Genomic DNA, 22,062 nt, shown 5'->3' on the forward strand with positions numbered 1-22,062 from the left:
TTCGCTATCCGTTCGCCCTTTCCGTGCAGATACGTCACTTTCGTGTAGTCACCCCTACCATGAGGACAGCGACGCCATAGACGATCGCCGCGTCAGCGAAATCGAAATGGGCCAATTGTGGCCCAAGCCTGCGATACGCCTGAGACGCTGACCCCTATTTGTCGGGCGCGTCTCGGTGGACTCACCGGCCCCGCAGGGCCAGCTTTGCAAGCTGGGCGGCGCGTGGGTCAGTGCTGCTATCGCTGCAAGCAATCGCATCAGGTCGTCCGCACCGCACTTTTGCGATTGAGCCAGAAACCCGCAACCAGAATTGCCACGGCGATCAGCTGGGCCAGCACTGTCTCGGTCGTGGGGAACAGTCCAAGCATCTGTATGCGCGGTACCCCCGGCAGCGGCACCACTCCCAGGATCCCTGCCTCCTGAAGACCCGCTATTCCCTTTCCGGCAAGGACTACGGCAAGGATCGCGATGAGAATAGCACTCCACGAAAAGAACTGGGTAATCGGCAAACGGGTACTGTACCGAAGCATGATCCAGGCCAGCATGGCGAGCAGCACCGCCGCCGCCGCCGCGCCGCCCAGCATCGCCAATCCGTTTCCCTGGGCCCAAAGCGCGGCATAGAAAAGAATAGTTTCGAATACTTCCCTGTAGACAACAATGAAAGCCAGCAGGAAGAGGAACCACCCTGAGCGCTTGGACAAAGCGTGCGTCATCTTTTCCTTGATATAGCGCTGCCAAGCCTCGGCGTTGCTTTTCCCATGCATCCAGATTCCGACCGTAAGCAGGATAATCGCAGCGAATAGCGAGCCAAATCCCTCGGTAAGCTCTCGTGAAGCCCCACTGACACCTATGAAGTAAGTGGCGATGAACCAGCTGGCGACGCCGGCGGCAAGCGCCGCCACCCATCCACCGTGAACGAAGCCGAGCACTTCGGTGCGCTCCGTCTTTCGGAGGAAGGCGATCATCGCAACCACGATCAGCAACGCCTCAAGCCCCTCACGCAGCAGGACGCCGAACGCGCCAAGGAAGCTTGATGCGCTGCTTGCCTTTTCGGGCGCGAGCGCGGCCTCAGCTTCACCGAAGAGGCCTGCGAGCTCCTGATTGGCTGCTTGGACTTCAGCAAGCGGCCGGGCCTTGCCAATCGCCGCCCGAAGCGCGCCCATCGCCTGTTCGATCCTCGCCATCAGCTGCGGCTCGCGAGCGGCGAGCATCGGTTCCACGGGCTCGAAGCCGTCGAGATAGGCGGACAAGGCGAGGTCGGTGGCGGCCTGCCGATTCCCAGCCGCATAGGCTTTGAGGCTCGCATCGAGACGTTCGCGCGTAAGTGCAAGTGAACCGTTAGCGCGCGCCGTGACCATGTCCGGATGACGGCGCAGATAGGCAGTCACGGCCTCAGCCTTGTCAGGACCAATTTCGGCGGCAAGAGACGCTGGCGTCGCGCCGACGAACGCCGCCAGATTGGGATATCTCTGGCGGAGCGAAGCATCCTCGTGCCACAGCCGCTGACCATGTCCTGTCTCCGAAGTCGGATAGGCGAAGGTGCCGACGTAGAACGCAAGCGCCCAGCGATCTTGCTCCGGAAGCGAATCGAAGCCGGCCATCGCCGTACCGTCGAGACCTTGGGTGATGACCTGGTAGAGGCCGAACAGGCTGCGTTGATCGGCGCGAACCTTATCTTTGAATGCGATCGGCGGTGGATCAAGCCCGGCCGAAGCTGGGCCATGTCCGTCGCCCGCTGCGCCGTGACAGGATGCACAATTCTGAGCGTAGAGCGCGGACCCGCGCGCGAGGACCGGCGGTGCCGTTGGGGCGAGTGGCACGGGATAAGCAGCGAGTAGGGCGGATGCGAGCGCCTTTGATTGTGTGGCGACCCCAGCGGGAGCCGCCTTGGCGGCGATCGCCGCGCGCAACGCCCTAGTCTGGCGCAACAGATCGGCCTTGCCACTCTTGTCGGGCAAAGATCCGAGCCTGTTTTCTACCTGGCCCGCGAACTCCACCATCTCCGCATATTCGGCTTCACTGCTAACGCGTCCCCCGGAGACAGCACCAGCATAGTCGACGGCGACATAGTCGAGCAGCCGCCATACGGTCTGGACTTCCGTGTCGCTTGCGAGCGCCTGACCCGGCACGATTTGCGATAGAATCGCGGAAAGCAGCAATACGAACATATAACGGCACCCCTTTCCGACGGCTCTTATGCAGGGGCGGACAGGACCGAAGGACAGGCGCATCTAATAACCTCTAGTTGAGAATTATTCGCATCATAATCCTGTAGTCCCCACAGGATCAAGCGGCAAAACACGCTGTCGCTGATTAAGTGGCTGGAGGGCGTCCGTAGCCCACTTTAGTGAGCAGACCCTTCGTCTCACATCGAGTCGGGTAGCAGTACAGAACTCCAATATTCTTCAGGTTACGCGAGCGAGGGCAACCGCTCGCTGCCGCAGTAATCTATGGCGGAGGAGAAGTGGAGACTCGATCATGCTTCTAACCCTTGGCATGACCGACGTGGCGCTCCGAACGCGGAAACCGGCTGATAATCGCACGTCCCACGCGCTGCAGAATAACCGGTTTCGGGCGCCGAACCTTGACTCAATTCAGCATCAGGCAGAGATTGCGGACATGAGACAAGCGCACAAATTTGCGCTGATCTTAGGCGTCCTTCTCGGCCTGTTTGGACAGATAGCCACAGTTGCCGCAAGTCCCGCTGTGGCAACCGCCATAAGCGCGAACGCGGCAGCAACGATGCCCATGGACTGTGTCGGGATGACGCAGGACGATGGCGAGAAACCACTCCCCTGTCAGCGGATGACGCTCGCTTGCCTGGCAGGCATGGGGTGTCTCCCTTTATATGCGCTCGAGAGCCGGGGACCCCTCGCGGCTGAAACAGTGAGCGCGGATGTGCTTGTCGTCTTTCCATCTTATCCAGCGCTACACGGACGGTCGGCTCCGCCGGAACAGCATCCACCCGACACCTTGGCCTGACAACTCGCCAGGCGAACCCTCCCAAGCGCTGGACGGCCATAGGCTGCCCAGCCCCTCGGAGCCAGTTTGCCCACGGCACCTTCAGTCCGAGGAGAGAAATCATGAAAACCTTGATATTCACCGCCGCCACGGCCGCATTCACAATGCTCGTCGCCGCCCCGGTTCCGGCATTGGCCCAGGCAGATGTCGAGAAGCCGGCCACCGTCAAATGCGAGTGGCAACCCCAAGCTCCTGGTCCGCGCGCGCCGTTGCAGGGACCGGTCCGCGTTTGGGTCGACGGGAGCGATGTCTGCTGAGGCCGTGAAGTGATGGCGAGGGGCTAACTAGCCCTCGCCATCGATCATGGATTTGGCGAAACATTTGCCTGTCCCAACTTGTCGGAACTCTTCGGGAGGCGCTTCCACAGTGCCTCCCGAAGCCCTCATCGAATTACTTCTTGCTGATGTTGGTGACCTCGCCGGCATTGCCGTCGAGCTTCAGCTCGAAATTCACCTGATCGCCGACTTTCAGGATGTCGACCATGGTCGCAGCGATGCCGCTCATGACCTCCAAGCGGAGGCCGGACCCGAAGAGTATGGGCAGGAGTTCGGCGTACAGAAGGCGTCGCCCAGGCGGAGTTTAGCGAGCCGCAGATAATGTAGTGATCAGCGGGCACCCGACATGATCGCCGGAATTGCAGGCCCGCACGGTGTCGGCAAGGACCTGCTCCATGCGCTTCAAATCCGCGATCCGCGCGCGAACCTGCGTCAGATGCAAGGTCGCGATTTCGCGGGCATCGTCACATGAGACATCATCGGCGGTGGCAATGCCGAGCAGCGCGCGAATCTCGTCGAGCGTGAAGCCCAGTTCCCGTGCGCGCCGAACGAAATGCAGCCGCGCCACGTCCGCGGGGCCGAAGCTCCGATACCGGCCCCGCCGCGCCGCCTCGGGCAGGAGCCCGATCCGCTCATAATAGCGGATCGTCTCAATGTTGCAGCGTGTGCGCCGCGACAGTTCCCCGATTGCGATAATCTCCGATGTCGTCATCTTCTGCTCAAAATTGGGGGTTGAGTCTGTAGCGGCTACAGACGGTAGGATGCGATTCCGTTGATCACAAGGAGTCGCCCATCATGTCCGAACCGCCTGAACTGCGCCGTTCTTTGGGAGCGGAGGGCGCTGCTGTTCTCACGGTCGGCGGAATCGCGGCCGCCTTCGCCGTGGCATCCTGCTGCGCGCTGCCCATATTGCTCACCACCGCCGGCTTGGGTGCCGGATGGCTCGGCGGCATTGCCTTGGCGGCCAGCCCGTATCGGATGCTCCTGCTGTGCTTGAGCGCGCTCTTCCTGATCGGCGGCGCGATCATGCTCTGGCGGCAGCAGCGCGTGGCGATGACCTGCGCATCCGAGGGCGTCTGCACACCGCCTGCTGTGCGCGCGGTCCTTTTCATTGGCTTGCTGCTGGGAGTGACGTTGTTCTGGCTTGGCTATTCCTATGTCTGAGCGCGTTTTCGTTCCTCAATCGGTCCTCACCTGTCCGCTGTGCGGCACGACGAAGACGGAGACGATGCCGACGAACGCCTGCCAGTTTTTCTATGATTGCACCGGTTGCGGAGCGGTCTTGCGGCCGAAGACCGGCGATTGCTGCGTATTCTGCTCCTACGGGACCGTGCCGTGCCCGCCGATCCAACTCGCCGGGCCGGACGCCTCCTGCTGCACCTGACGATCGTTGGCCATGGCGGGCCGCCGGCATTCCGGCGACCCGCCCGGAGCAGGTCTGGAATCGACTACTGCTTTGTGATCGCGGTCACCTCGCCGGCATTGCCGTCGAGCTTCAGCTCGAAATTCACCTCATCGCCCACTTTCACGCTGTCGATGAGCGCCGGCGCGGCCTTGAATGCCATCGTCATAGCCGGCCAGTTGGCCTCGGCGATCGGGCCATGGTCGAGCGTGATCGTTCCGGCGGCCTTGTCGACGGCCGTCACTTTGCCGGTGCCCTTGGCCATCTTTGCTGTAGGGGACATCGCCATATTGCCCATGTCGCCCGCCATCGCGTTGGTTTCGGTAGCCGCCGGTGCCGATGGCAATCAGCACCGGATCGCGGTCGATGATCGCAGGGGTGGTGAAATCGCACAGCGCAGGCCGATCGACCGCATTGACCAGCAAGCCGCGTGCCTTGAGCCGTTCGACAGCGGCGATGGCCTCAGCCTCAGCCTCAGCCTCCAGCGCAACGATGGCGATGCGAGCATCGCGATTGTCCTCGGCGACGCAGATCCCCCCTGCCCGCTCGATCAGCCGCCGCTTCGCATCCGCCATCTCGCCATCGCCCAGCAGGATGATTGGCATCCCGCGCAGGTTCACGAAGATGGGAAGCTGGTTCACAGCCAGTCGGGCACGGTTTCCGCCGCCATGATCTCGGCAGGGCTGATGCGGTTGGCAACCACGGCATAGCGGTCGCCATCGACCAGCACCTCGGCGACGATGCCGCGGCTGTTATAGCTGCTCGCCATGGTCGCGCCATAGGCGCCGGCGGTCCGGAAGATCGCCAGGTCGCCATCGCTGACGGTGTCGATGTCGCGGCCCATGGCGAAAGTATCGCCACTCTCGCACACCGGCCCCACGATGTTCGCCGTCATCCGCGTGCCATCGGGCCGCACCGCCTCGAAATCATGCCAGGCGTCGTAGAGCGCGGGCCGGGCAAGGTCGTTCATCGCCGCATCGACGACCACGAAGGGGTCACGGATGCCTGGCTTGATACGGATCACGCGGGTGAGCAGAACGCCGGCATTTCCCGCGATCACGCGGCCCGGTTCGAACTGGATCACCGCATCCCAGTCGCGTGTCACCCGGGCAACCAGCGCGCCATAATCGGCAGGCGATGGTGGTTCGGTCGCGGCCTGATAGGGCACGCCCAGGCCGCCGCCCAGATCGACATGAGTGATCGTGTGTCCCTGCTCACGCAAATGCGCGACCAGCTCGCCGATCTTGCCGAACGCGGCTTCGAGCGGATCGAGGCTGAGCAGCTGGCTGCCGATATGCACCGCGACCCCGCGCAGCGCGATGCCGGGAAGCTGCGACAGGCGCTGATAGATGCCGGGACCGACATGCAGGCCGACGCCGAACTTGTTGTCGGCCTTGCCGGTCGAGATCTTGGCATGCGTCCCCGCATCGACATCGGGATTGATGCGCAGCGTCGCTTGCGCGGTCAGCCCCATCGCGGCGGCGACCGCAGCGAGCATGCGGCCTTCCTCTTCGGATTCGATGTTGAACTGGCCGATGCCCTTGGCCAGCGCATGGCGCATCTCGGCCTCGGTCTTGCCGACGCCCGAAAACACGATGTCATGCGCGGCAATCCCTGCCGCCAGCGCGCGGTCGAGCTCGCCTGCCGAGACGACATCGGCGCCATAACCGCGCCCCGCGAGCACCTTGAGCACGGCGAGGTTGGGGTTGGACTTCACCGCAAATGCCAGGTGCTTGCGTTCCACACCTGCCAGGCCTTCGCGAAACACATCGGCATGGCGCTCGAGCGTCGCGCGCGAATAGACATAGACGGGGGTGCCGACCTCTTCGGCAATGCGCGCCAGCGGAACGCGTTCGGCAAACAGCTCACCGTCTACCAGTGCGAAATGATCCATGAGGGGGACAGTCCTGTTATTCGGGAGGAAGGTCGAACGGATCGTCGACCCGCGCTTCGGACTTGCGGCGCAGCTCGACATTGCGCTCGGGCCGCGACTGGGTGCTCGGCTCGAGCAGCTCGTTGGGTCCGGCAGCACCGACAGCGCCATAAGCGGGAGGCACGGGTTTCATGCCCTCGACCGCGGTCAGCTTCTGCCGGCTGCCGCAGCCGGGCAGCGCGACCAGCGCGGTGAGCGCAGCAGCAGCGATCAGGGTTGCGGTACGCGGCATCGTCATTCTCCCGCCAGCGCGGCACGGGCGCGGGCCACCTGTTGCCTTACCTGATCGGGCGCGGTGCCGCCATAGCTGTTGCGGCTGGCGACCGAGGCATCGACCGACAGCGCGGGATAGACCGCCTCGGTAATGCGCGGGTCGATCGCCTGCAACTCGTCCAGCGCGAGCGCATCGAGCGCGACGCCCCTGCCCTCGGCCAGCTTGACCACCGCGCCGGTAATGTGATGCGCCTCGCGGAACGGGATGTCTGCCTGGCGCACCAGCCAGTCGGCAAGGTCGGTCGCAGTGGCAAAGCCGCGCTCGGTCGCCTTGCGCATCGCGGCGGTATCGAACCCGGTTTCGGCGACCATGCCGGTCATCGCGGCGAGGCTGAGCATCAGCAGGCCTTCGCATTCAAACACCGGCGGCTTGTCGTCCTGCATGTCCTTGGAATAGGCGAGCGGCAGGCCCTTCATCGTCACCATCAGCGCGGTCTGGCAGCCGATGATCCGCCCGGCATGGCCGCGCACCAGTTCCGCCGCATCGGGATTGCGCTTCTGCGGCATGATCGAAGATCCGGTCGAGAAGCTGTCGGGCAGCTTGACGAAGCCATAAGGCTGGCTCGCCCAGATGATGAATTCCTCGGCCAGCCGCGACAGGTGCAGCGCGCATTGCGCGGCGGCATTGAGATAGTCGAGCGCGAAGTCGCGGTCCGACACCGCATCGAGCGAATTGGCGGTGGGCCGGTCGAAACCGAGCGCGCTGGTCGTGGCATTGCGGTCGATCGGGAAGCCGGTTCCGGCGAGCGCCGCCGAGCCCAGCGGGCACTGGTTCATCCGCGCACGCGCGCTAGCAAAACGGTCGCGGTCGCGCGCGAACATCTCGTAATAGGCGAGCAGATGGTGGCCGAGCGTCACCGGCTGCGCGATCTGCAAATGGGTGAAGCCTGGCATGATCGCATCGACATGCTGTTCGGCTCGGTCGACAAGCGCGGTCTGCAGCGCCTTGAGCGCGGCATCGGCGGCATCGCAGGCATCGCGTACCCAGAGGCGGAAGTCGGTCGCGACCTGGTCGTTGCGCGAGCGCGCGGTGTGCAGCCGCCCCGCCGCCGGGCCAATCAGCTCGGCCAGCCGGGCCTCGACATGCATGTGAATGTCCTCGAGCGCCCAGTCCTCGGCGACGCCGTTCGCGGCATATTCCTCGGCAATCTGCTTGAGACCGGCGGTGATCGCCTCGGCATCGGCGGCGGGGATGATCCCCTGCGCGCCCAGCATCGCGACATGCGCCAGCGAGCCGTCAATATCCTGCCGCCACAGCGCCTTGTCGAACGGGATCGAAGCATTTATGGCCCGCATCACGTCGGATGGCCCGGCGGCGAAGCGTCCGCCCCACATGCTGTTGGAGTTGTTTCCCATGCCTATCGTCCATCTTTCGCGCCGCAGCCTCTGGCCGGTGGTGGCCCTGGCCGCTCTGACAACTGGCGCGTGCGATAGGCAATCGCCCGCCGGGGAGCAACCCGCAGGCGCGGAAAAAACCGCAGAAAAGGCAGGCCCGGATGTGCCGCTCTCAGGCACGCTCGACATCTCGCAGCGGGGCAAGGCTGCGCCCGATGTCAGCTTCAAGGATCCCGACGGCAAGACGGTCACGCTCGCCGCGTTCAAGGGCAAGCCGGTGCTGGTCAACCTCTGGGCTACCTGGTGCGGGCCTTGCGTGGTCGAGATGCCGACGCTCGATGCCCTGGCCGCGCGCGAAAAGGACCGGCTGGTCGTGCTCACCGTGTCGCAGGACATGCAGGATCTCGACAAGATCGCCCCGTTCTTTGCCGAAAAGGGCTTCAAGAACCTGCAGCCCTATACCGATCAGGAAAACAATCTGGGCTTCAGCTATCAGACCGGGGTGATGCCCACCACGGTGCTTTATGATGCGCAGGGCAAGGAAGTCTGGCGGATGATCGGCGGGATGGACTGGAACGGCACCCGTGCATCGGCGCTGATGGAAGGAACACTCGCCGCCAAGGACTAAGCGCCAGACATTACATCAGGATCGGCGCAATCACGCGGCAGCGCTTGCGCGGGCCTTCCTTCTTGGCGCGCGTAGGCACGGTCGCCACCCGCTTCTTGCCGACGCATTCCTCCTGCGCCGGGACATTGCGATCGAGGTTCACGAACGTCACCGGCAGCAGCGGCAGGGCTGCACCCAGAATCACGGTGAGGACATACTGGCTCGGCATGCGCGTGTGATGTCGCGCCCAGCCTGACCCGTAGCTGAACGAAACCTTGTTCCGCGCATTTTGTAGAATGGCGTTGCATCCGGGCAACGCATTGCCGACCATGGTGGGCGATGACAGGCTCGAACTGCCGACCCTCTCGGTGTAAACGAGATGCTCTACCAACTGAGCTAATCGCCCATGGTCGCTGGCAAGGCGCGTCCCCTGCCATTTTTGCATTCGGCTGGCAAGAGGCTTGGCGCTTTCCAATCTGCCCACCGCCCGCTATCGGCGCGGAACGGACAGCGGGTCCGACCTATTGGAGAATCATCTATGCGCCCTTCCGGCCGCGCCCCCGACGAAATGCGTGCCATCAGCATCGAAACCGGCTTTACCAAGCATGCCGAGGGCAGCTGCCTGATCGGTTTCGGCGATACCCGCGTGTTGGTGACCGCGAGCATCGAGGAGCGCCTGCCGCCTTGGCTCAAGGGCAAGGGCGAAGGCTGGGTCACGGCGGAATATTCTATGCTGCCGCGCGCGACCCACACGCGCGGGCAGCGCGAGGCAGCGAAGGGCAAGCAATCGGGGCGGACGCAGGAAATCCAGCGGCTGATCGGCCGTTCGCTGCGGGCCGTCGTCGACCTCAAGAAGCTCGGCGAGCGTCAGATCACGGTCGATTGCGACGTCATTCAGGCCGATGGCGGCACGCGCACCGCGTCGATCTCGGGCGCGTGGGTGGCGCTGCGCCTCGCAGTCAACGGACTGATGGCGCAAGGCCTCATCAAGGACGACCCGATCACCGCCAAGGTCGCCGCGATCAGCTGCGGCATCCATCAGGGCACGCCGGTGCTGGACCTCGACTATATCGAGGATTCGAACGCCGATGCCGATGCCAATTTCGTGCTGATCGAGGGCGGCAATATCGCCGAAGCGCAGGCCACTGCCGAGGGCGCACCCTATGACGAGGAAGCTTTGCTGCGCCTGCTGCGCCTCGCCCGCATGGGCTGCGCGCAGATTTTCGAGGCGCAGGGCAAGGCGGTCGGTTGACGTCATGGCGGCACGCAGGCTCGAACCTGGCAGGCTGGTGATCGCCAGCCATAATCAGGGCAAGGTGCGCGAGATCCGCGCGCTGCTCGAACCGTTCGGCATCGAGCCGGTCTCGGCGGGCGATCTCGGACTGCCCGAGCCCGAGGAAACTGGCACGACCTTCGCCGAGAACGCGCTGCTGAAAGCGCATGCTTCGGCCAAGGGGGCCAATTGCGTCGCGCTCGCCGATGACAGCGGGCTGTGCGTCGCGGCTCTAGGCGGCGCGCCGGGCGTCTACACCGCCGACTGGGCCGAGCGGCAATGGTTCGAGGGTGCGCCGGGGCGCGACTGGTACATGGCGATGGGCAAGGTCGAGGGACGCCTGTGCGAACTCGGCCCCCATGTCGATCGCAGCGCCTATTTCACCTGCACGCTGGCGCTCGCCTGGCCCGATGGGCATTCGGAAGTGTTCGAGGGGCAGGTCCACGGAGCGCTGACCTGGCCGCCGCGCGGCACGCTCGGCTTCGGTTACGATCCGGTCTTCGTCGCGAGCGGGTTCGATCAGACTTTCGCCGAGCTGGACCCTGCGCACAAGCACAGCATCAGTCACCGCGCCGATGCCTTTGCCAAGCTGGTCAAGGCCTGTCTTGACCGCTGAACCCCTGACTGCGTCTCCGGTGGCGGATGACCGGGCGGGGCCGCTGGCGCTCTATATCCACTGGCCGTTCTGCGTCTCCAAATGCCCCTATTGCGATTTCAACAGCCATGTCCGCGAGAGCGTTGACATCGCTGAATGGCAGGCGGCCCTGCTCGCTGATCTCGCGCATGAAGCCGCGATCCTGCCGGGCCGTGCGCTTGGATCGATCTTTTTCGGCGGTGGCACGCCGTCGCTGATGCCGCCCGCCCTGGTCGCGGCGCTGATCGATGCCGCCACCGGACATTGGCCTGCCAGTGATGACATCGAGATCACGCTCGAGGCCAATCCTTCCTCGGTCGAGGCTGCGCGCTTCGCCGATCTCGCGCGCGCGGGGGTCAACCGCGTGTCACTGGGGTTGCAGGCGCTCGACGATGCGACTTTGGGCTTTCTCGGCCGTGCGCATGGCGTCGACGAGGGGCTGCGCGCATTGGCCACCGCGCAGCAGCATTTCAGCCGTGTCTCGTTCGACCTGATCTATGCCCGGCCCGGCCAGACGCTCGGCCAATGGGAGGCGGAGCTGACGCGTGCGCTGTCCTTCGGTACCGGCCACCTCTCACTCTACCAGCTGACCATCGAGCCCGGCACGCGCTTCGAGACGCTGGTGCGCCGCGGCGAGCTCATCCCCGCCGATGACGACCATTGCGCCGATTTGTTTGAACTGACCCGCAGCCTGACCAGCGGGCACGGCCTGCCCGCCTATGAGATCAGCAACCATGCCCGGCCCGGCGAACAGAGCCGCCACAATCTCACCTATTGGCGCTATGGCGACTATGCCGGGATCGGTCCCGGCGCGCATGGACGGCGCGGGAGCCTTGCAACCGAGCGGCACCGCAAGCCCGAAAACTATCTCGCCGCCGTCGCGCGCAACGGTCATGGCCTCTCGGTCGAACGCCCTCTGGACGCGGAAACCCGTGCGATGGAAGCGCTTCTGATGGGCCTGCGCCTAGCCGAAGGAGTCGACCTGGCCCGGATCGCCGCGCTATCGGGCGTGGAAGAGGCTGCGCTGATGGACCGGGCGGCTGCCGAAAAGCTGTCGGCACTGGGCCTCGCGCACATGACCGCTTCGCATCTGACCGTGACCGAGCGAGGCATGCCGCTGCTCGATGCCCTGCTCGCCGAACTGGTCGCGATTGAGCCGCCGCAAGCGCTCTGATAGCCTGACCGCATGACCGCGAACCCGCCCCCGCATCTGCTCGAACGCTGGCGGTCGCACCTTGCCGATAACCGCCGCCGCTCGCTGCACACCGTGCGCGCCTATGTCGCCACTGCCGAGCGGCTGGTCGATTTTCTGGGCGACCATTGGGGTGATGCTCCGACCGACCGGCGCCTTGCTAGCGCGACAGCGGCGGACCTGCGCGCGTTCCTGGCATCAAGGCGCGGAGATGGCCTGACCAACCGCAGCACCGCGCGCGAACTGTCGGCAATCCGCGCCTTCCTGGCTTTTGCGGCGTCCGAAGCGGGCAGCGAGAGCGCGCCACCGCGCCTCAAGGGGCCGAGGCTCAAGCGCTCGCTCCCCCGCCCGATCGCGCCCGATGACATCATGGCCCTGGGCGATACCATGGCCGCGCGCGATGCTCCTGCCTGGGTGCAGGCGCGCGACTGGGCAGTGCTGCTGCTGCTTTATGGCGCAGGACTGCGAATCAGCGAAGTGACGGGACTGAAGGCCGAGATCCTGCCGGTCGGCGAGACGCTGCGCATCATCGGCAAGGGCAACAAGCCACGCGTCGTACCGGTGCTGCCGCAACTGCGCGAGGCGATCGCGCATTATGCTGCCCTCGCCCCCTTTGCGCTCGAACGTGACCAGCCGCTGTTCCGGGGCACGCGCGGCGGGCCGCTCTCGCCAGCGCTCGTCCGCCGGGCGATGATGAACGCGCGCCGCCTGCTCGGCCTGCCCGAGGATGCGACACCGCACGCGCTGCGCCACAGTTTTGCGACGCATCTGCTCGCGGGCGGCGTTGACCTGCGCTCGCTGCAGGAACTGCTCGGCCATGCGAGCCTGTCATCGACCCAGATCTACACCCAGGTCGATGCCGCGCACCTGCTCGACGTGTACGAGAACGCGCATCCGCGCGCCTGATCGCGCTCAGTCCTGCTGGACGGGATCGGGATGCGGCCGCCAGAAGATCACGCGGATCACATAGACCAGAATGATGATGCCGATGACCGCGGTCGAGGCGGGGCCGGTATATTTGTCGATCTCCTCGAACCGCGCGCCCAGCTGATAGCCGATTCCGGCGAACACCACGTTCCACACACCGGCCCCGGCAAAGGTCCAGACCAGGAACTTGGTGCGGCTCATCTCGAATATCCCGGCGGGCAGCGAGATCAGCGTGCGCACCGTCGGGATCATGCGCGCGAAGAACATGGTGGCGCCGCCATAGCGGTGGAACAGCAGGGTGAAGCGATCGATCTCGTACCGGTCGAGCGTGAACCAGCGGCCCCAGCGCGCAACGAAATGATCCAGCCGCTTGAGCCCGAACGCGCGCCCGATAGCGTACCAGAAATAATTGCCCGCGACCGATCCGATGGTGCCGGCAAGGATCACTACCCAAAGGTTCATGTTGCCCTTGCCAGCCTCGATCCCGGCCAGGCCCATGATCACCTCGGAAGGGATCGGCGGAAACACGTTTTCCAGCGCCATCAGGAACGCGACACCCCAATATCCGCCGCGCGCGACCAGATCGATGACGAAATCGCTCATGCCTTGTTCTCCAGCCGCGCCTCGATCGCGTCCCAGATCATGCCCGCAACATCGCTGTTGTTGAACGCGCTGATCGCGACGATGCCGGTCGGCGAGGTGACGTTGATCTCGGTCAGCCAATGGCCGCCGATCACATCGATACCCACGAACAGCAGCCCGCGTTCCTTGAGCTCGGGCCCCATGGCGTCGCAGATTTCCTGCTCGCGCTCGGTCAGCTCCGCCGCCTCGGCATAGCCGCCAACGGCCAGATTGGAGCGGAATTCGCCCTCGCCCGGCTTGCGGTTGATCGCGCCCGCGACCTTGCCATCGACCAGCACGATGCGCTTGTCGCCCTGCGCAACCTCGGGAAGGAAGGGCTGGACCATGAACGGCTCGCGCCAGATCTGGCCGAACAGCTCGACCAGCGCGGAAAGGTTCGCGCCATCCTCGCCGATCAGAAACACCGCCTTACCGCCATTGCCATGCAACGGCTTCACCACGATCGCGCCGTGCCTCGCCTGGAAGCGCTTCACCTCGTCGAGCGATCGGGTGATCAGCGTCGGCGGCATGAAGCGCTCGAAATCAAGCACATAGACCTTTTCGGGCGCATTGCGCACCGATGCGGGATCGTTCACCACAAGCGTGCGGCCCTTGAGCCGCTCGAGAATGTGGGTCGCAGTGATATAGCCGACATCAAAGGGCGGGTCCTGCCGCATGAGCACGACATCGACATCCTCGCCGAGATCGAGCCGCACCGGATCGCCAAAGCTGTAGTGATCGCCCGGCACGTTGCGCACCGTGACCGGGTGGGCGTGGCACGTGACCTGGCCCGCCTCGTAGCTGAGCGTCGCGACGTCATAATGATAGAGCGTATAGCCGCGCGCCTGTGCCGCCAGCATCAGCGCGAAGCTGCTGTCGCCCTTGATGTTGATGCCCGGCATCGGGTCCATCTGCACCGCGATTTTCATGGGGAAAAGCCTTTGTGTTGATCGATAACAGCGGCAGCGGCGGTCAGTCACCCTGCCAGACGTGCGTCAGATGGCGCGGCCAGCGCCCCGGCGCAAGCAGGATCACGTCGATGCGTGCATCCTGGCCGTCGCGCACGAAGCGCGGCATCAGCGCCTCGGCGGCGGCAGCGACGCGGCGCAGGCGGTGATGATCGATCGCCTCGTCGAGCTCGCGCAGGCTCTTACGGTGCTTGACCTCGACAAAGGCGACGATGCGCCCGCGCCGCGCCACCAGATCGATCTCGCCAAAGGGGGTGCGCACGCGATGGGCAAGGATGCGCCAGCCCTTGAGCCGCAGCCACCAGGCCGCGAGCGTCTCGGCGCGCCGTCCTGCCGCCTCGGCCTGTTTGCGCCGCGCTTCAGCCATCGCGCCGGGCCATGATCCGAGCATAGAGCGCCTTGCGATCGAGACCGAAGCGCTTTGCGACCTCACCTGCGGCCTTGCCCGGCGGCATGGCGGCAACCGCTTCGGCCAGCGCGGACTCGACCGCGTCCTCGTCCGCTTCGCCCTCGTCCTCGACAGGCGGGCCGACGACGATCACGATCTCGCCCTTGGGCGCCGCCTCGGCATAGCTTTCGGCCAACTCGGCCAGGGTGCCAGTGCGGGTCTCCTCGAATTTCTTGCTGATCTCGCGCACCACCGCCGCCTCACGGTTGCCGAGCCCGGCGTGCAGCGCCGCCAGGCATGCCGCAAGCCGCTTGGCGCTTTCGTAGAAGACCAGGGTCGCCGGGATCGCCGCCAGCGCCGCAATCTCCCGCTCGCGCGCGCCGGCCTTGTTGGGCAGGAAGCCATGAAAGTAAAATCTGTCGGTGGGCAGTCCCGCCAGGGTCAGCGCGACGATTACCGCAGACGGTCCCGGCACCGAATGGATCGCCACCCCCGCCGAACGCGCCTCGCGCACCAGCTTGTAGCCAGGATCGGAGATCAGCGGCGTGCCCGCATCGCTGACCAGCGCGACAGGCCCTTGTAATGCCGCGGAAATCAGCCGCTCGCGATCAGACGCGCGGGCATGGTCGTCATAACGTATGAGAGGGCGCTTGAAGCCGAGATGATGGAGCAGACCTCCCGTAACCCGGCTGTCCTCGCACGCGATCAGATCGGCCTGTTCCAGCACCCGCCGGGCGCGTTCCGAAAGATCACCAAGGTTGCCGATTGGGGTCGCAACGATATACAGGCCGGGTTCGGGATCATGAATCACGCGGATGTTCATGGACCGGCAGGGCGGGAGCGACAAGCAGTGAAACAGTTTTATCGCAAATGGCAGGCCATCCTCATGCTGGTGCTGGGGTCGATGGCCTTGGCTGCGTGCCAGACCATGGTGCCCAAGACCGCCCCGCCGCCGCCGCCCAGCCAGCAGCCGGACAAGCCGGTGACCAAGCCCGATGACGGCAAGATAACCGGCGTGCTGCCCACCGACGAAACGCGCCATCGCATCGCCCTTCTCCTGCCGCTTTCGGGCAAGGACGCCGCGGTCGGCAAGTCGATCGCCAATGCCACCACGCTCGCGCTGATGGACACAAAGGCCAGCAATATCCGCATCACCAGCTATGACACCGCGCTCGGCGCGCAGGCTGCCGCGCAGCGCGCGATCGCCGATGGCAACCGCCTGATCCTCGGCCCGCTGCTGGGCGACGACGTGGTCGCCATTGCCGCCGCCGCCAATGCCGCGCGCGTGCCGATCATCAGCTATTCCAACGATGTCGGCATCGCCGGCAACAACGTCTTCGTCATGGGATATGTGCCCGCCCAGTCGATCGACCGCGTCGTGCGCCATGCCCGCTCGCAGGGCATTACCCGTTTTGCGGCACTCGTCCCCGCCGGCACCTATGGTCAGCGCGCCTCCTCGGCGATGCTCGCCTCGGTCAAGGCTGCGGGCGGCACGGTCGTGTCGATGCAGAGCTATGGCGCGGGCAATACCGCGATTACCGCTGCGCTCAAGAAGATGCAGGGCGACACCGCCTATGAGGCGATCCTGATCGCCGATAGCGGCGCGGCGGCGATCCGCATCGTCCCACTGATCCGCGCCAATGGCGGAACCGATGCGCGCATCCTGGGCACCGAATTGTGGAACACCGAACGCGCCCTGCCCTCGTCGGCCGCGATGCGCGGTGCGTGGTTCGCCAGCGTCTCGGACGGCCTGTACCGCCAATATGCCGCAAAATACCGCGCGCAATTCGGCACCGATCCCTTCCGCCTCTCGACGCTCGGCTATGACAGCGTGCTGCTCACCACCCGCATCGCCCGCGACTGGAAGCCCGGCACCCCCTTCCCGATGGACCGCCTGCGCGATCCCGGCGGCTTTATCGGCCTGGACGGCGCGTTCCGCTTCGGGCGCAACGGCGTGGCGGAGCGGCTGCTGGAAGTACAGCAGGTCGGCGCGGGCACGCTGACGATTGCGTCGCCTGCTCCGAAGACGTTTGCGGATTGAGGCGCGTCGGACGAGAGCGCAGTCAGCCACAATTTCGAAACAAAAAAGCCGCCGGGGGAAACATCCTTCCGGCGGCTTTTCTTAGAAGTCTATGTTGTCGGGGAATTACCCGATCGACTGACCCGTCTTAGCCCAGTCGGCCATGAAGCCTTCGATGCCCTTGTCGGTCAGCACGTGCTTGAACAGGCCGCGGATCACGCTGGGTGGCATGGTGGCGACGTCCGCGCCGATGCGGGCGGATTCGAGCACGTGGATCGGGTGGCGGATCGAGGCGACCAGGATTTCGGTGTCGAAGGCGTAGTTGTCGTAGATCAGGCGGATGTCCTCGATCAGCGCCATGCCGTCGAAGCCGTTATCATCATGACGGCCGACGAAGGGCGAGATGAAGGTCGCGCCCGCCTTGGCCGCGAGCAGCGCCTGGTTGGCGGAGAAGCACAGGGTCACGTTGACCATGGTGCCATCGTCGGTCAGCTTCTTGCAGGTCTTGAGGCCGTCGAGCGTCAGCGGCACCTTGATCGCGACATTGTTGGCGATCTTGCGCAGGATCTCGGCCTCTTTCATCATCGTCTCATGGTCGAGCGCGACGACCTCTGCCGAGACCGGGCCTTCGACCAGCGCGCAGATTTCCTTGGTCACTTCCAGAAAATCGCGGCCCGACTTGGCGATCAACGACGGGTTGGTGGTGACGCCATCGAGCAGGCCGGTCGCGGCCAGATCGGCGATTTCGGCGGTGTCTGCGGTGTCGACGAAGAATTTCATGGGCTGGCTCCTCAGCAAGGGGGCGATTCTCGCTGGCCTATAGCGCGCGGGGGCGTGTGCGTTAACGGAAATCGGCCCGAGGGCGATCGTCGCCCATGCAAAAGGCCCGCCCCGCATATTGCGGAGCGGGCCCTTATCTGTCCTGGTTCCGGCAGAACCGGAACGCAGCGGATCAGTAGCGATATTCGTCCTTCTTGAACGGACCGGTGACCGGCACGTCGATATAGGCGGCCTGTTCCTTGGTCAGTTCGGTCAGCTTCACGCCCAGCTTGGCGAGGTGCAGACGGGCGACCTTCTCGTCCAGATGCTTGGGCAGAACGTACACTTCGTTCTGGTACTTGTTTGCACCGCTGAACAGTTCGATCTGGGCGAGCACCTGGTTGGTGAAGCTGGCCGACATCACGAAGCTGGGATGGCCGGTGGCGTTGCCGAGGTTCAGCAGGCGGCCCTTGGACAGCATGATGATGCGCTTGCCATCGGGGAATTCGACCATGTCGACCTGCGGCTTGATCTCGGTCCACTTCATGTTCTCGAGCGCATTGACCTGGATCTCGTTATCGAAATGGCCAATGTTGCCGACGATCGCCATATCCTTCATCGCGCGCATGTGATCGAGCGTGATGACGTCCTTGTTGCCGGTGGTGGTGACGAAGATGTCGGCGGTCGACACGACGTCTTCCAGCGTCTGCACGGCAAAGCCGTCCATCGCCGCCTGCAGGGCGCAGATCGGGTCGATTTCGGTGACGATCACGCGCGCGCCGGCGCCCTGCAGCGAGGCTGCCGAACCCTTGCCGACGTCGCCATAGCCGCACACCACGGCGACCTTGCCGGCCATCATCACGTCGGTGCCGCGACGGATGCCGTCAACCAGCGATTCCTTGCAGCCGTACTTGTTGTCGAACTTCGACTTGGTGACGCTGTCGTTGACGTTGATCGCGGGGAACGGCAGCTTGCCCTTCTTGGCGAGGTCATACAGGCGGTGCACGCCGGTGGTGGTCTCTTCCGACACGCCCTTGATGTTCTGGACGGTCTTGGTGAGGTAGCCCGGGGTCTGGGCCAGGCGGCGCTTCAGGACCTTGACGAAGCACTCTTCTTCCTCGTTGGTCGGGGTGAACAGCTCTTCACCCGCTTCGACGCGCGCGCCCCACAGCGCATACATCGTGGCGTCGCCGCCATCGTCGAGGATCATGTTGCAGGTGGTGCCTTCCTCGGCGCCCCAGTCGAAGATGCGGTCAACATATTCCCAATATTCTTCCAGCGTCTCGCCCTTGATGGCGAACACGGGAATGCCCTGCGCGGCGATCGCGGCGGCGGCATGGTCCTGGGTCGAATAGATGTTGCAGGTGGCCCAGCGCACTTCGGCACCCAGCGCGACCAGCGTCTCGATCAGCACGGCGGTCTGGATGGTCATGTGCAGCGAGCCGGTGATCTTGGCGCCCTTGAGCGGCTGAGCGGCGCGATATTCTTCGCGGATCGCCATCAGGCCGGGCATTTCGGTTTCGGCGATCGCGATTTCCTTGCGGCCGAAATCGGCGAGCGAAAGGTCGGCAACGACATAATCGTTGCGGTCGAGGGTCGGGGCACTGGCCACGCTATATCTCCTGAATGTCTGTCCGAATGGCCAAGGGGGCGATCGGAAACTCCGGCTCCCATAGCCAGACTCGGCCTGACAGGCAAATATAAAGATTCCTTTATATGCCTCGACCAAGACCAACAATCGGGAATTGAGGCAGGCTCGGCGATGGGCTCTTGCAATGCGCTGGCGACGGGACAACATGCAGCCCGGTTCCAATATCCAGCAGGAGACGAATGCCATGATCAACGTCGGCGACACCATCCCCAACACCAAGTTCGTCCGCGCGACCGCCGATGGGCCGCAGCAGGTCGAGGCGAAGGATTTCTTTGCGGGCAAGACCGTCGCGCTGTTCTCGGTACCCGGTGCGTTCACGCCGACCTGTTCGGCCCGTCACCTTCCCGGCTTTGTCGAAAAGGCCGATGCGCTCAAGGCCAAAGGGGTCGACGAGATCGCCTGTACCGCCGTCAACGATGCGTTCGTGATGGGCGCCTGGGGCAAGTCCGCCAATGCCGATTCGATCGCGATGCTCGCGGACGGCAATGGCGATTTCGTCGAGGCTCTGGGCCTCACCATGGACGGCACCGGCTTCGGCATGGGCAAGCGCGGCCAGCGGTTCGCCATGGTCGTCAAGGACGGTGTGGTGGACAAGCTGTTCGTCGAAGAGCCGGGCGACTTCAAGGTCAGCAGCGCGGACTACATGCTCGAGCAGCTTTGAACTTCGCTCAACGCCCTCTCCCCTCGCGGGGAGAGAGCTGTTCGGGCCTCAATAGCCCATCAGACCCATCACTTCCTTGCGCGAGCGATGGTCATCCAGGAAGCAGCCAAGAAGGCGACTGGTGATCATGCCGACGCCGGGCGTGCGCACGCCGCGCGCGGTCATGCAGCTGTGGCTCGCCTCGATCACCACCGCCACGCCATGCGGCTGCAGATGCTCCCAGATGCAGGCGGCGACCTCAGCTGTCAGACGCTCCTGTACCTGCAGACGCCGTGCATAGCCGTGCAGCACGCGCGCCAGCTTGGAAATGCCGACCACGCGATCCCTGGGCATATAGGCGATCGACGCCTTGCCGATGATCGGCGCCATATGGTGTTCGCAATGCGACTGGAACGGAATGTCCTTGAGCAGCACCAGCTCGTCATAACCGCCGACTTCCTCGAACGTGCGGCTGAGATGCACGCTGGGATCGTCGCCATAGCCCGAGCAATATTCCTTCCAGGCGCGCGCGACGCGCAGCGGTGTGTCACGCAAGCCCTCGCGCTCGGGATCGTCGCCGGTCCAGCGCAGCAAAGTGACGATCGCCTGCTGCACGTCCTGGGGAACGGGGATCTTGCCCTTTTCCGACAGATCGACGTCATCGTCGGCATCATGGTACAGCATCAGGAAATCCCCCTTCATCTTGGACTTCCGGGTCAGATAGGGAGCGCGCCATCGCACTACAACCTTGCATGGCCAAATGCGGAGGCGTGCGCGCAGCATCCTGAACGGGATCGCGGAACATTCTCCGCATTTGCGGGTTGCGCCAGATGAGTTGCAAAAAACAAACATATATTAGTTGTTAAATGCAACTTTTTTCTCTGGACCTTCCGTTACGTTTCCGCCACGATGTTGCGGTGCAATATCAAAATCCGGAGTCATCGATGCGCGTCCCCCCCAGATGCGCGCTCTTCGCTGCAGCGCTCGCGCTGCTCGTCAGCGCTTGTTCGTCCGAGCCGCCCCCGCCGCCTTCCCCGCCCGCAGCGACGGTCGCCGTGCCGCTGCAGCGCGAGGTGGTCGATTGGGACGAGTATATCGGCCGTTTCACCGCGGACGAGGATGTGCAGCTGGTCGCGCGCGTCTCGGGACCGATTGCGCGTGTCGCTTTCCGCGATGGTGGCGATGTCGGCAAGGGGCAGTTGCTGTTCGTGATCGACCAGCGACCTTTCCGCGCCGCATTGGCCGAAGCCGAGGCCAGCGTTGCCAGCGCCCGTGCTGCGCTCGCCAATGCCCAGGCCCAGGCAACGCGCGGCCGCGAACTGGTCGGCTTCGATGCCATCAGCCGTGAAGAAGCGGACACGCTCGCCGCCAATCTGCGCACCGCGCGCGCCTCGCTCGCCGCGGCCCAGGCGCGCCGCCAGCAGGCCCAGCTCGATCTTTCCTTTACCGAAGTGCGTGCGCCCATCTCGGGCCGCACCTCGAACCGGATGGTCGATGTCGGCGATTTCGTCACTGCCGGGCAGACCGAACTGACCCGCATCGTCCGCATCAACCCGATCCGTTTCAGCTTCGATGGCGCCGAGGCCTTCTATCTCAAATATATCCGCCAGGATGCGGGCGGGGAGCGGCGCAGTTCGCGCTATGCGCCCAATCCGGTCGAGATCCAGCTCGCCGACGAGCCGACGTTCCGCTGGCGAGGCCGCATGGCCTTCCTCAACAACGGCATCAGCCCCGATACCGGCACGATCACCGCCTATGCGATGGTCGACAATCCCAACGGTTTCCTCGTCCCCGGCATGTTCGGGCGCGCGCGGCTGCTGGGGTCGGGCACGTACAAGGCGATGCTCGTGCCCGACGAGGCGATCATCACCGATCAGACACGCAAGCTGGTCTTCGTTCTGGGCAAGGACAACAAGGTTGCGCCTCGTCCGGTCCAGACCGGACCGATGGTGGAAGGGCTGCGCGTGATCCGCGAAGGGATCGCGCCGACCGAGCGGATCGTCATCGACGGCCTCACCCGAATGCAGCCAGGCATGGTGGTGACCCCGCGCAAGGGCCAGATCAAGGCCCGCGCCAAGGATGACGCACCGATCGCGCAGCCCATTTCCACCCCCGCCCCCGCCCAGGCAACGGCGAGCTAAGC

Annotated in this window: 25 protein-coding genes, 1 tRNA gene and 1 pseudogene; 11 read left to right on the forward strand and 16 right to left on the reverse strand. The window is 64.5% G+C overall.

The window, feature by feature from the left end; translation table 11 throughout:
• Positions 1 to 257 precede the first annotated feature (257 nt).
• Positions 258 to 2,168, reverse strand: a complete 1,911-nt coding sequence (locus AX735_RS18305) for a cytochrome c/FTR1 family iron permease (RefSeq protein ID WP_065847547.1) — start codon at positions 2,166 to 2,168, stop codon at positions 258 to 260.
• A 915-nt stretch (positions 2,169 to 3,083) separates the two neighbouring features.
• Between AX735_RS18305 and AX735_RS18315 the strand changes: the two genes are divergently transcribed.
• Positions 3,084 to 3,278: a hypothetical protein gene (locus tag AX735_RS18315; RefSeq protein WP_065847543.1), complete on the forward strand. Its 195-nt coding sequence runs from the start codon at positions 3,084 to 3,086 to the stop codon at positions 3,276 to 3,278.
• Between the two features lie 322 nt (positions 3,279 to 3,600).
• Here the strand turns inward: AX735_RS18315 and AX735_RS18320 are convergent, their stop codons facing one another.
• Positions 3,601 to 4,008: a MerR family transcriptional regulator gene (locus tag AX735_RS18320; protein ID WP_066283071.1), complete on the reverse strand. Its 408-nt coding sequence runs from the start codon at positions 4,006 to 4,008 to the stop codon at positions 3,601 to 3,603.
• 83 nt (positions 4,009 to 4,091) lie between these two features.
• Here AX735_RS18320 and AX735_RS18325 point away from each other — a divergent pair, with 83 nt between their 5' ends.
• Positions 4,092 to 4,460 carry a mercuric reductase gene (locus tag AX735_RS18325; RefSeq protein WP_056383935.1) on the forward strand — a complete coding sequence of 123 codons (369 nt, stop codon included), beginning with the start codon at positions 4,092 to 4,094 and terminating at the stop codon, positions 4,458 to 4,460.
• Positions 4,453 to 4,680: a GDCCVxC domain-containing (seleno)protein gene (locus tag AX735_RS27060; RefSeq protein WP_082594896.1), complete on the forward strand. Its 228-nt coding sequence runs from the start codon at positions 4,453 to 4,455 to the stop codon at positions 4,678 to 4,680. The genes AX735_RS18325 and AX735_RS27060 overlap by 8 nt, the downstream gene beginning before the upstream one ends.
• Before the next feature lie 64 nt (positions 4,681 to 4,744).
• Here the strand turns inward: AX735_RS27060 and AX735_RS18330 are convergent, their stop codons facing one another.
• The 5 genes and pseudogenes from AX735_RS18330 to argH form a co-directional block, all read right to left on the reverse strand.
• On the reverse strand, positions 4,745 to 4,996 hold the full coding sequence (locus AX735_RS18330; RefSeq protein ID WP_231750168.1) for a copper-binding protein: 252 nt from the start codon (positions 4,994 to 4,996) through the stop codon (positions 4,745 to 4,747).
• A 28-nt stretch (positions 4,997 to 5,024) separates the two neighbouring features.
• Positions 5,025 to 5,303: pseudogene (locus tag AX735_RS18335) on the reverse strand (NAD(P)-dependent oxidoreductase); the annotation flags it as partial.
• 32 nt (positions 5,304 to 5,335) lie between these two features.
• Entirely contained in the window at positions 5,336 to 6,592 is a 1,257-nt protein-coding gene (gene lysA, locus AX735_RS18340; RefSeq protein ID WP_066283074.1) for a diaminopimelate decarboxylase, read from the reverse strand.
• Between the two features lie 16 nt (positions 6,593 to 6,608).
• A complete protein-coding gene (locus tag AX735_RS18345; protein WP_446471835.1) occupies positions 6,609 to 6,863 on the reverse strand; it encodes a hypothetical protein in 255 nt (84 codons plus the stop codon).
• A gap of 2 nt (positions 6,864 to 6,865) precedes the next feature.
• Complete coding sequence (gene argH / locus AX735_RS18350) at positions 6,866 to 8,239, reverse strand: argininosuccinate lyase (RefSeq protein ID WP_066283083.1); 1,374 nt, start codon at positions 8,237 to 8,239, stop codon at positions 6,866 to 6,868.
• Positions 8,240 to 8,258: 19 nt separating this feature from the next.
• Here argH and AX735_RS18355 point away from each other — a divergent pair, with 19 nt between their 5' ends.
• Positions 8,259 to 8,867 (forward strand): TlpA disulfide reductase family protein, encoded by a 609-nt coding sequence (locus AX735_RS18355; RefSeq protein WP_066283159.1) that lies wholly within the window; start codon positions 8,259 to 8,261, stop codon positions 8,865 to 8,867.
• A gap of 10 nt (positions 8,868 to 8,877) precedes the next feature.
• On the opposite strand, the gene AX735_RS18360 is transcribed toward AX735_RS18355, so the two are convergent.
• Positions 8,878 to 9,075: a hypothetical protein gene (locus AX735_RS18360; protein WP_137775396.1), complete on the reverse strand. Its 198-nt coding sequence runs from the start codon at positions 9,073 to 9,075 to the stop codon at positions 8,878 to 8,880.
• A gap of 101 nt (positions 9,076 to 9,176) precedes the next feature.
• Positions 9,177 to 9,252 (reverse strand) — tRNA-Val (locus AX735_RS18365).
• A 132-nt stretch (positions 9,253 to 9,384) separates the two neighbouring features.
• On the opposite strand from AX735_RS18365, the gene rph reads away from it, so the two are divergent.
• From rph to AX735_RS18385, 4 genes are read left to right on the forward strand one after another with little or no spacing between them, the layout of a single operon-like run.
• Positions 9,385 to 10,098, forward strand: a complete 714-nt coding sequence (rph, locus tag AX735_RS18370) for a ribonuclease PH (protein ID WP_066283087.1) — start codon at positions 9,385 to 9,387, stop codon at positions 10,096 to 10,098.
• A 4-nt stretch (positions 10,099 to 10,102) separates the two neighbouring features.
• Positions 10,103 to 10,735: an RdgB/HAM1 family non-canonical purine NTP pyrophosphatase gene (gene rdgB, locus AX735_RS18375; protein WP_066283092.1), complete on the forward strand. Its 633-nt coding sequence runs from the start codon at positions 10,103 to 10,105 to the stop codon at positions 10,733 to 10,735.
• Positions 10,695 to 11,927 carry a radical SAM family heme chaperone HemW gene (gene hemW / locus AX735_RS18380; protein WP_156447542.1) on the forward strand — a complete coding sequence of 411 codons (1,233 nt, stop codon included), beginning with the start codon at positions 10,695 to 10,697 and terminating at the stop codon, positions 11,925 to 11,927. Before rdgB ends, hemW begins: the two co-directional genes overlap by 41 nt.
• A 12-nt stretch (positions 11,928 to 11,939) precedes the next feature.
• Positions 11,940 to 12,851, forward strand: a complete 912-nt coding sequence (locus AX735_RS18385) for a tyrosine recombinase XerC (RefSeq protein ID WP_066283096.1) — start codon at positions 11,940 to 11,942, stop codon at positions 12,849 to 12,851.
• A gap of 6 nt (positions 12,852 to 12,857) precedes the next feature.
• Here AX735_RS18385 and AX735_RS18390 read toward each other — a convergent pair whose 3' ends face one another.
• The 4 genes from AX735_RS18390 to rsmI are packed head-to-tail and all read right to left on the reverse strand — an operon-like array spanning position 12,858 to position 15,672.
• The gene (locus AX735_RS18390) at positions 12,858 to 13,475 is read right to left on the reverse strand and encodes a DedA family protein (protein WP_066283101.1); all 618 of its coding nucleotides are present in this window, start codon (positions 13,473 to 13,475) and stop codon (positions 12,858 to 12,860) included.
• On the reverse strand, positions 13,472 to 14,422 hold the full coding sequence (gene gshB, locus AX735_RS18395; RefSeq protein WP_066283104.1) for a glutathione synthase: 951 nt from the start codon (positions 14,420 to 14,422) through the stop codon (positions 13,472 to 13,474). Before gshB ends, AX735_RS18390 begins: the two co-directional genes overlap by 4 nt.
• A gap of 43 nt (positions 14,423 to 14,465) precedes the next feature.
• Positions 14,466 to 14,828: a YraN family protein gene (locus tag AX735_RS18400; protein WP_066283168.1), complete on the reverse strand. Its 363-nt coding sequence runs from the start codon at positions 14,826 to 14,828 to the stop codon at positions 14,466 to 14,468.
• Complete coding sequence (gene rsmI / locus AX735_RS18405) at positions 14,821 to 15,672, reverse strand: 16S rRNA (cytidine(1402)-2'-O)-methyltransferase (RefSeq protein WP_082751185.1); 852 nt, start codon at positions 15,670 to 15,672, stop codon at positions 14,821 to 14,823. The genes AX735_RS18400 and rsmI overlap by 8 nt, the downstream gene beginning before the upstream one ends.
• Positions 15,673 to 15,699: 27 nt before the next feature.
• On the opposite strand from rsmI, the gene AX735_RS18410 reads away from it, so the two are divergent.
• Positions 15,700 to 16,890, forward strand: coding sequence for a penicillin-binding protein activator (locus tag AX735_RS18410; protein WP_066283114.1), 1,191 nt, complete (start codon positions 15,700 to 15,702; stop codon positions 16,888 to 16,890).
• A gap of 105 nt (positions 16,891 to 16,995) precedes the next feature.
• Here the strand turns inward: AX735_RS18410 and fsa are convergent, their stop codons facing one another.
• Both fsa and ahcY read right to left on the reverse strand, forming a co-directional pair.
• Positions 16,996 to 17,649: a fructose-6-phosphate aldolase gene (fsa, locus tag AX735_RS18415; protein WP_066283121.1), complete on the reverse strand. Its 654-nt coding sequence runs from the start codon at positions 17,647 to 17,649 to the stop codon at positions 16,996 to 16,998.
• A 172-nt stretch (positions 17,650 to 17,821) separates the two neighbouring features.
• On the reverse strand, positions 17,822 to 19,240 hold the full coding sequence (gene ahcY, locus AX735_RS18420) for an adenosylhomocysteinase (RefSeq protein ID WP_066283124.1): 1,419 nt from the start codon (positions 19,238 to 19,240) through the stop codon (positions 17,822 to 17,824).
• Positions 19,241 to 19,463: 223 nt separating this feature from the next.
• Between ahcY and AX735_RS18425 the strand changes: the two genes are divergently transcribed.
• Positions 19,464 to 19,940, forward strand: coding sequence for a peroxiredoxin (locus tag AX735_RS18425; protein WP_066283173.1), 477 nt, complete (start codon positions 19,464 to 19,466; stop codon positions 19,938 to 19,940).
• A 48-nt stretch (positions 19,941 to 19,988) separates the two neighbouring features.
• Here the strand turns inward: AX735_RS18425 and folE are convergent, their stop codons facing one another.
• Positions 19,989 to 20,603 carry a GTP cyclohydrolase I FolE gene (gene folE / locus AX735_RS18430; protein WP_066283181.1) on the reverse strand — a complete coding sequence of 205 codons (615 nt, stop codon included), beginning with the start codon at positions 20,601 to 20,603 and terminating at the stop codon, positions 19,989 to 19,991.
• Positions 20,604 to 20,863: 260 nt separating this feature from the next.
• Here folE and AX735_RS18435 point away from each other — a divergent pair, with 260 nt between their 5' ends.
• A complete protein-coding gene (locus AX735_RS18435; protein ID WP_066283127.1) occupies positions 20,864 to 22,060 on the forward strand; it encodes an efflux RND transporter periplasmic adaptor subunit in 1,197 nt (398 codons plus the stop codon).
• Positions 22,061 to 22,062 lie beyond the last annotated feature (2 nt).

It is taken from the genome of Blastomonas sp. CCH1-A6 (assembly GCF_001556365.1).
Classification (GTDB): domain Bacteria; phylum Pseudomonadota; class Alphaproteobacteria; order Sphingomonadales; family Sphingomonadaceae; genus Blastomonas; species Blastomonas ursincola.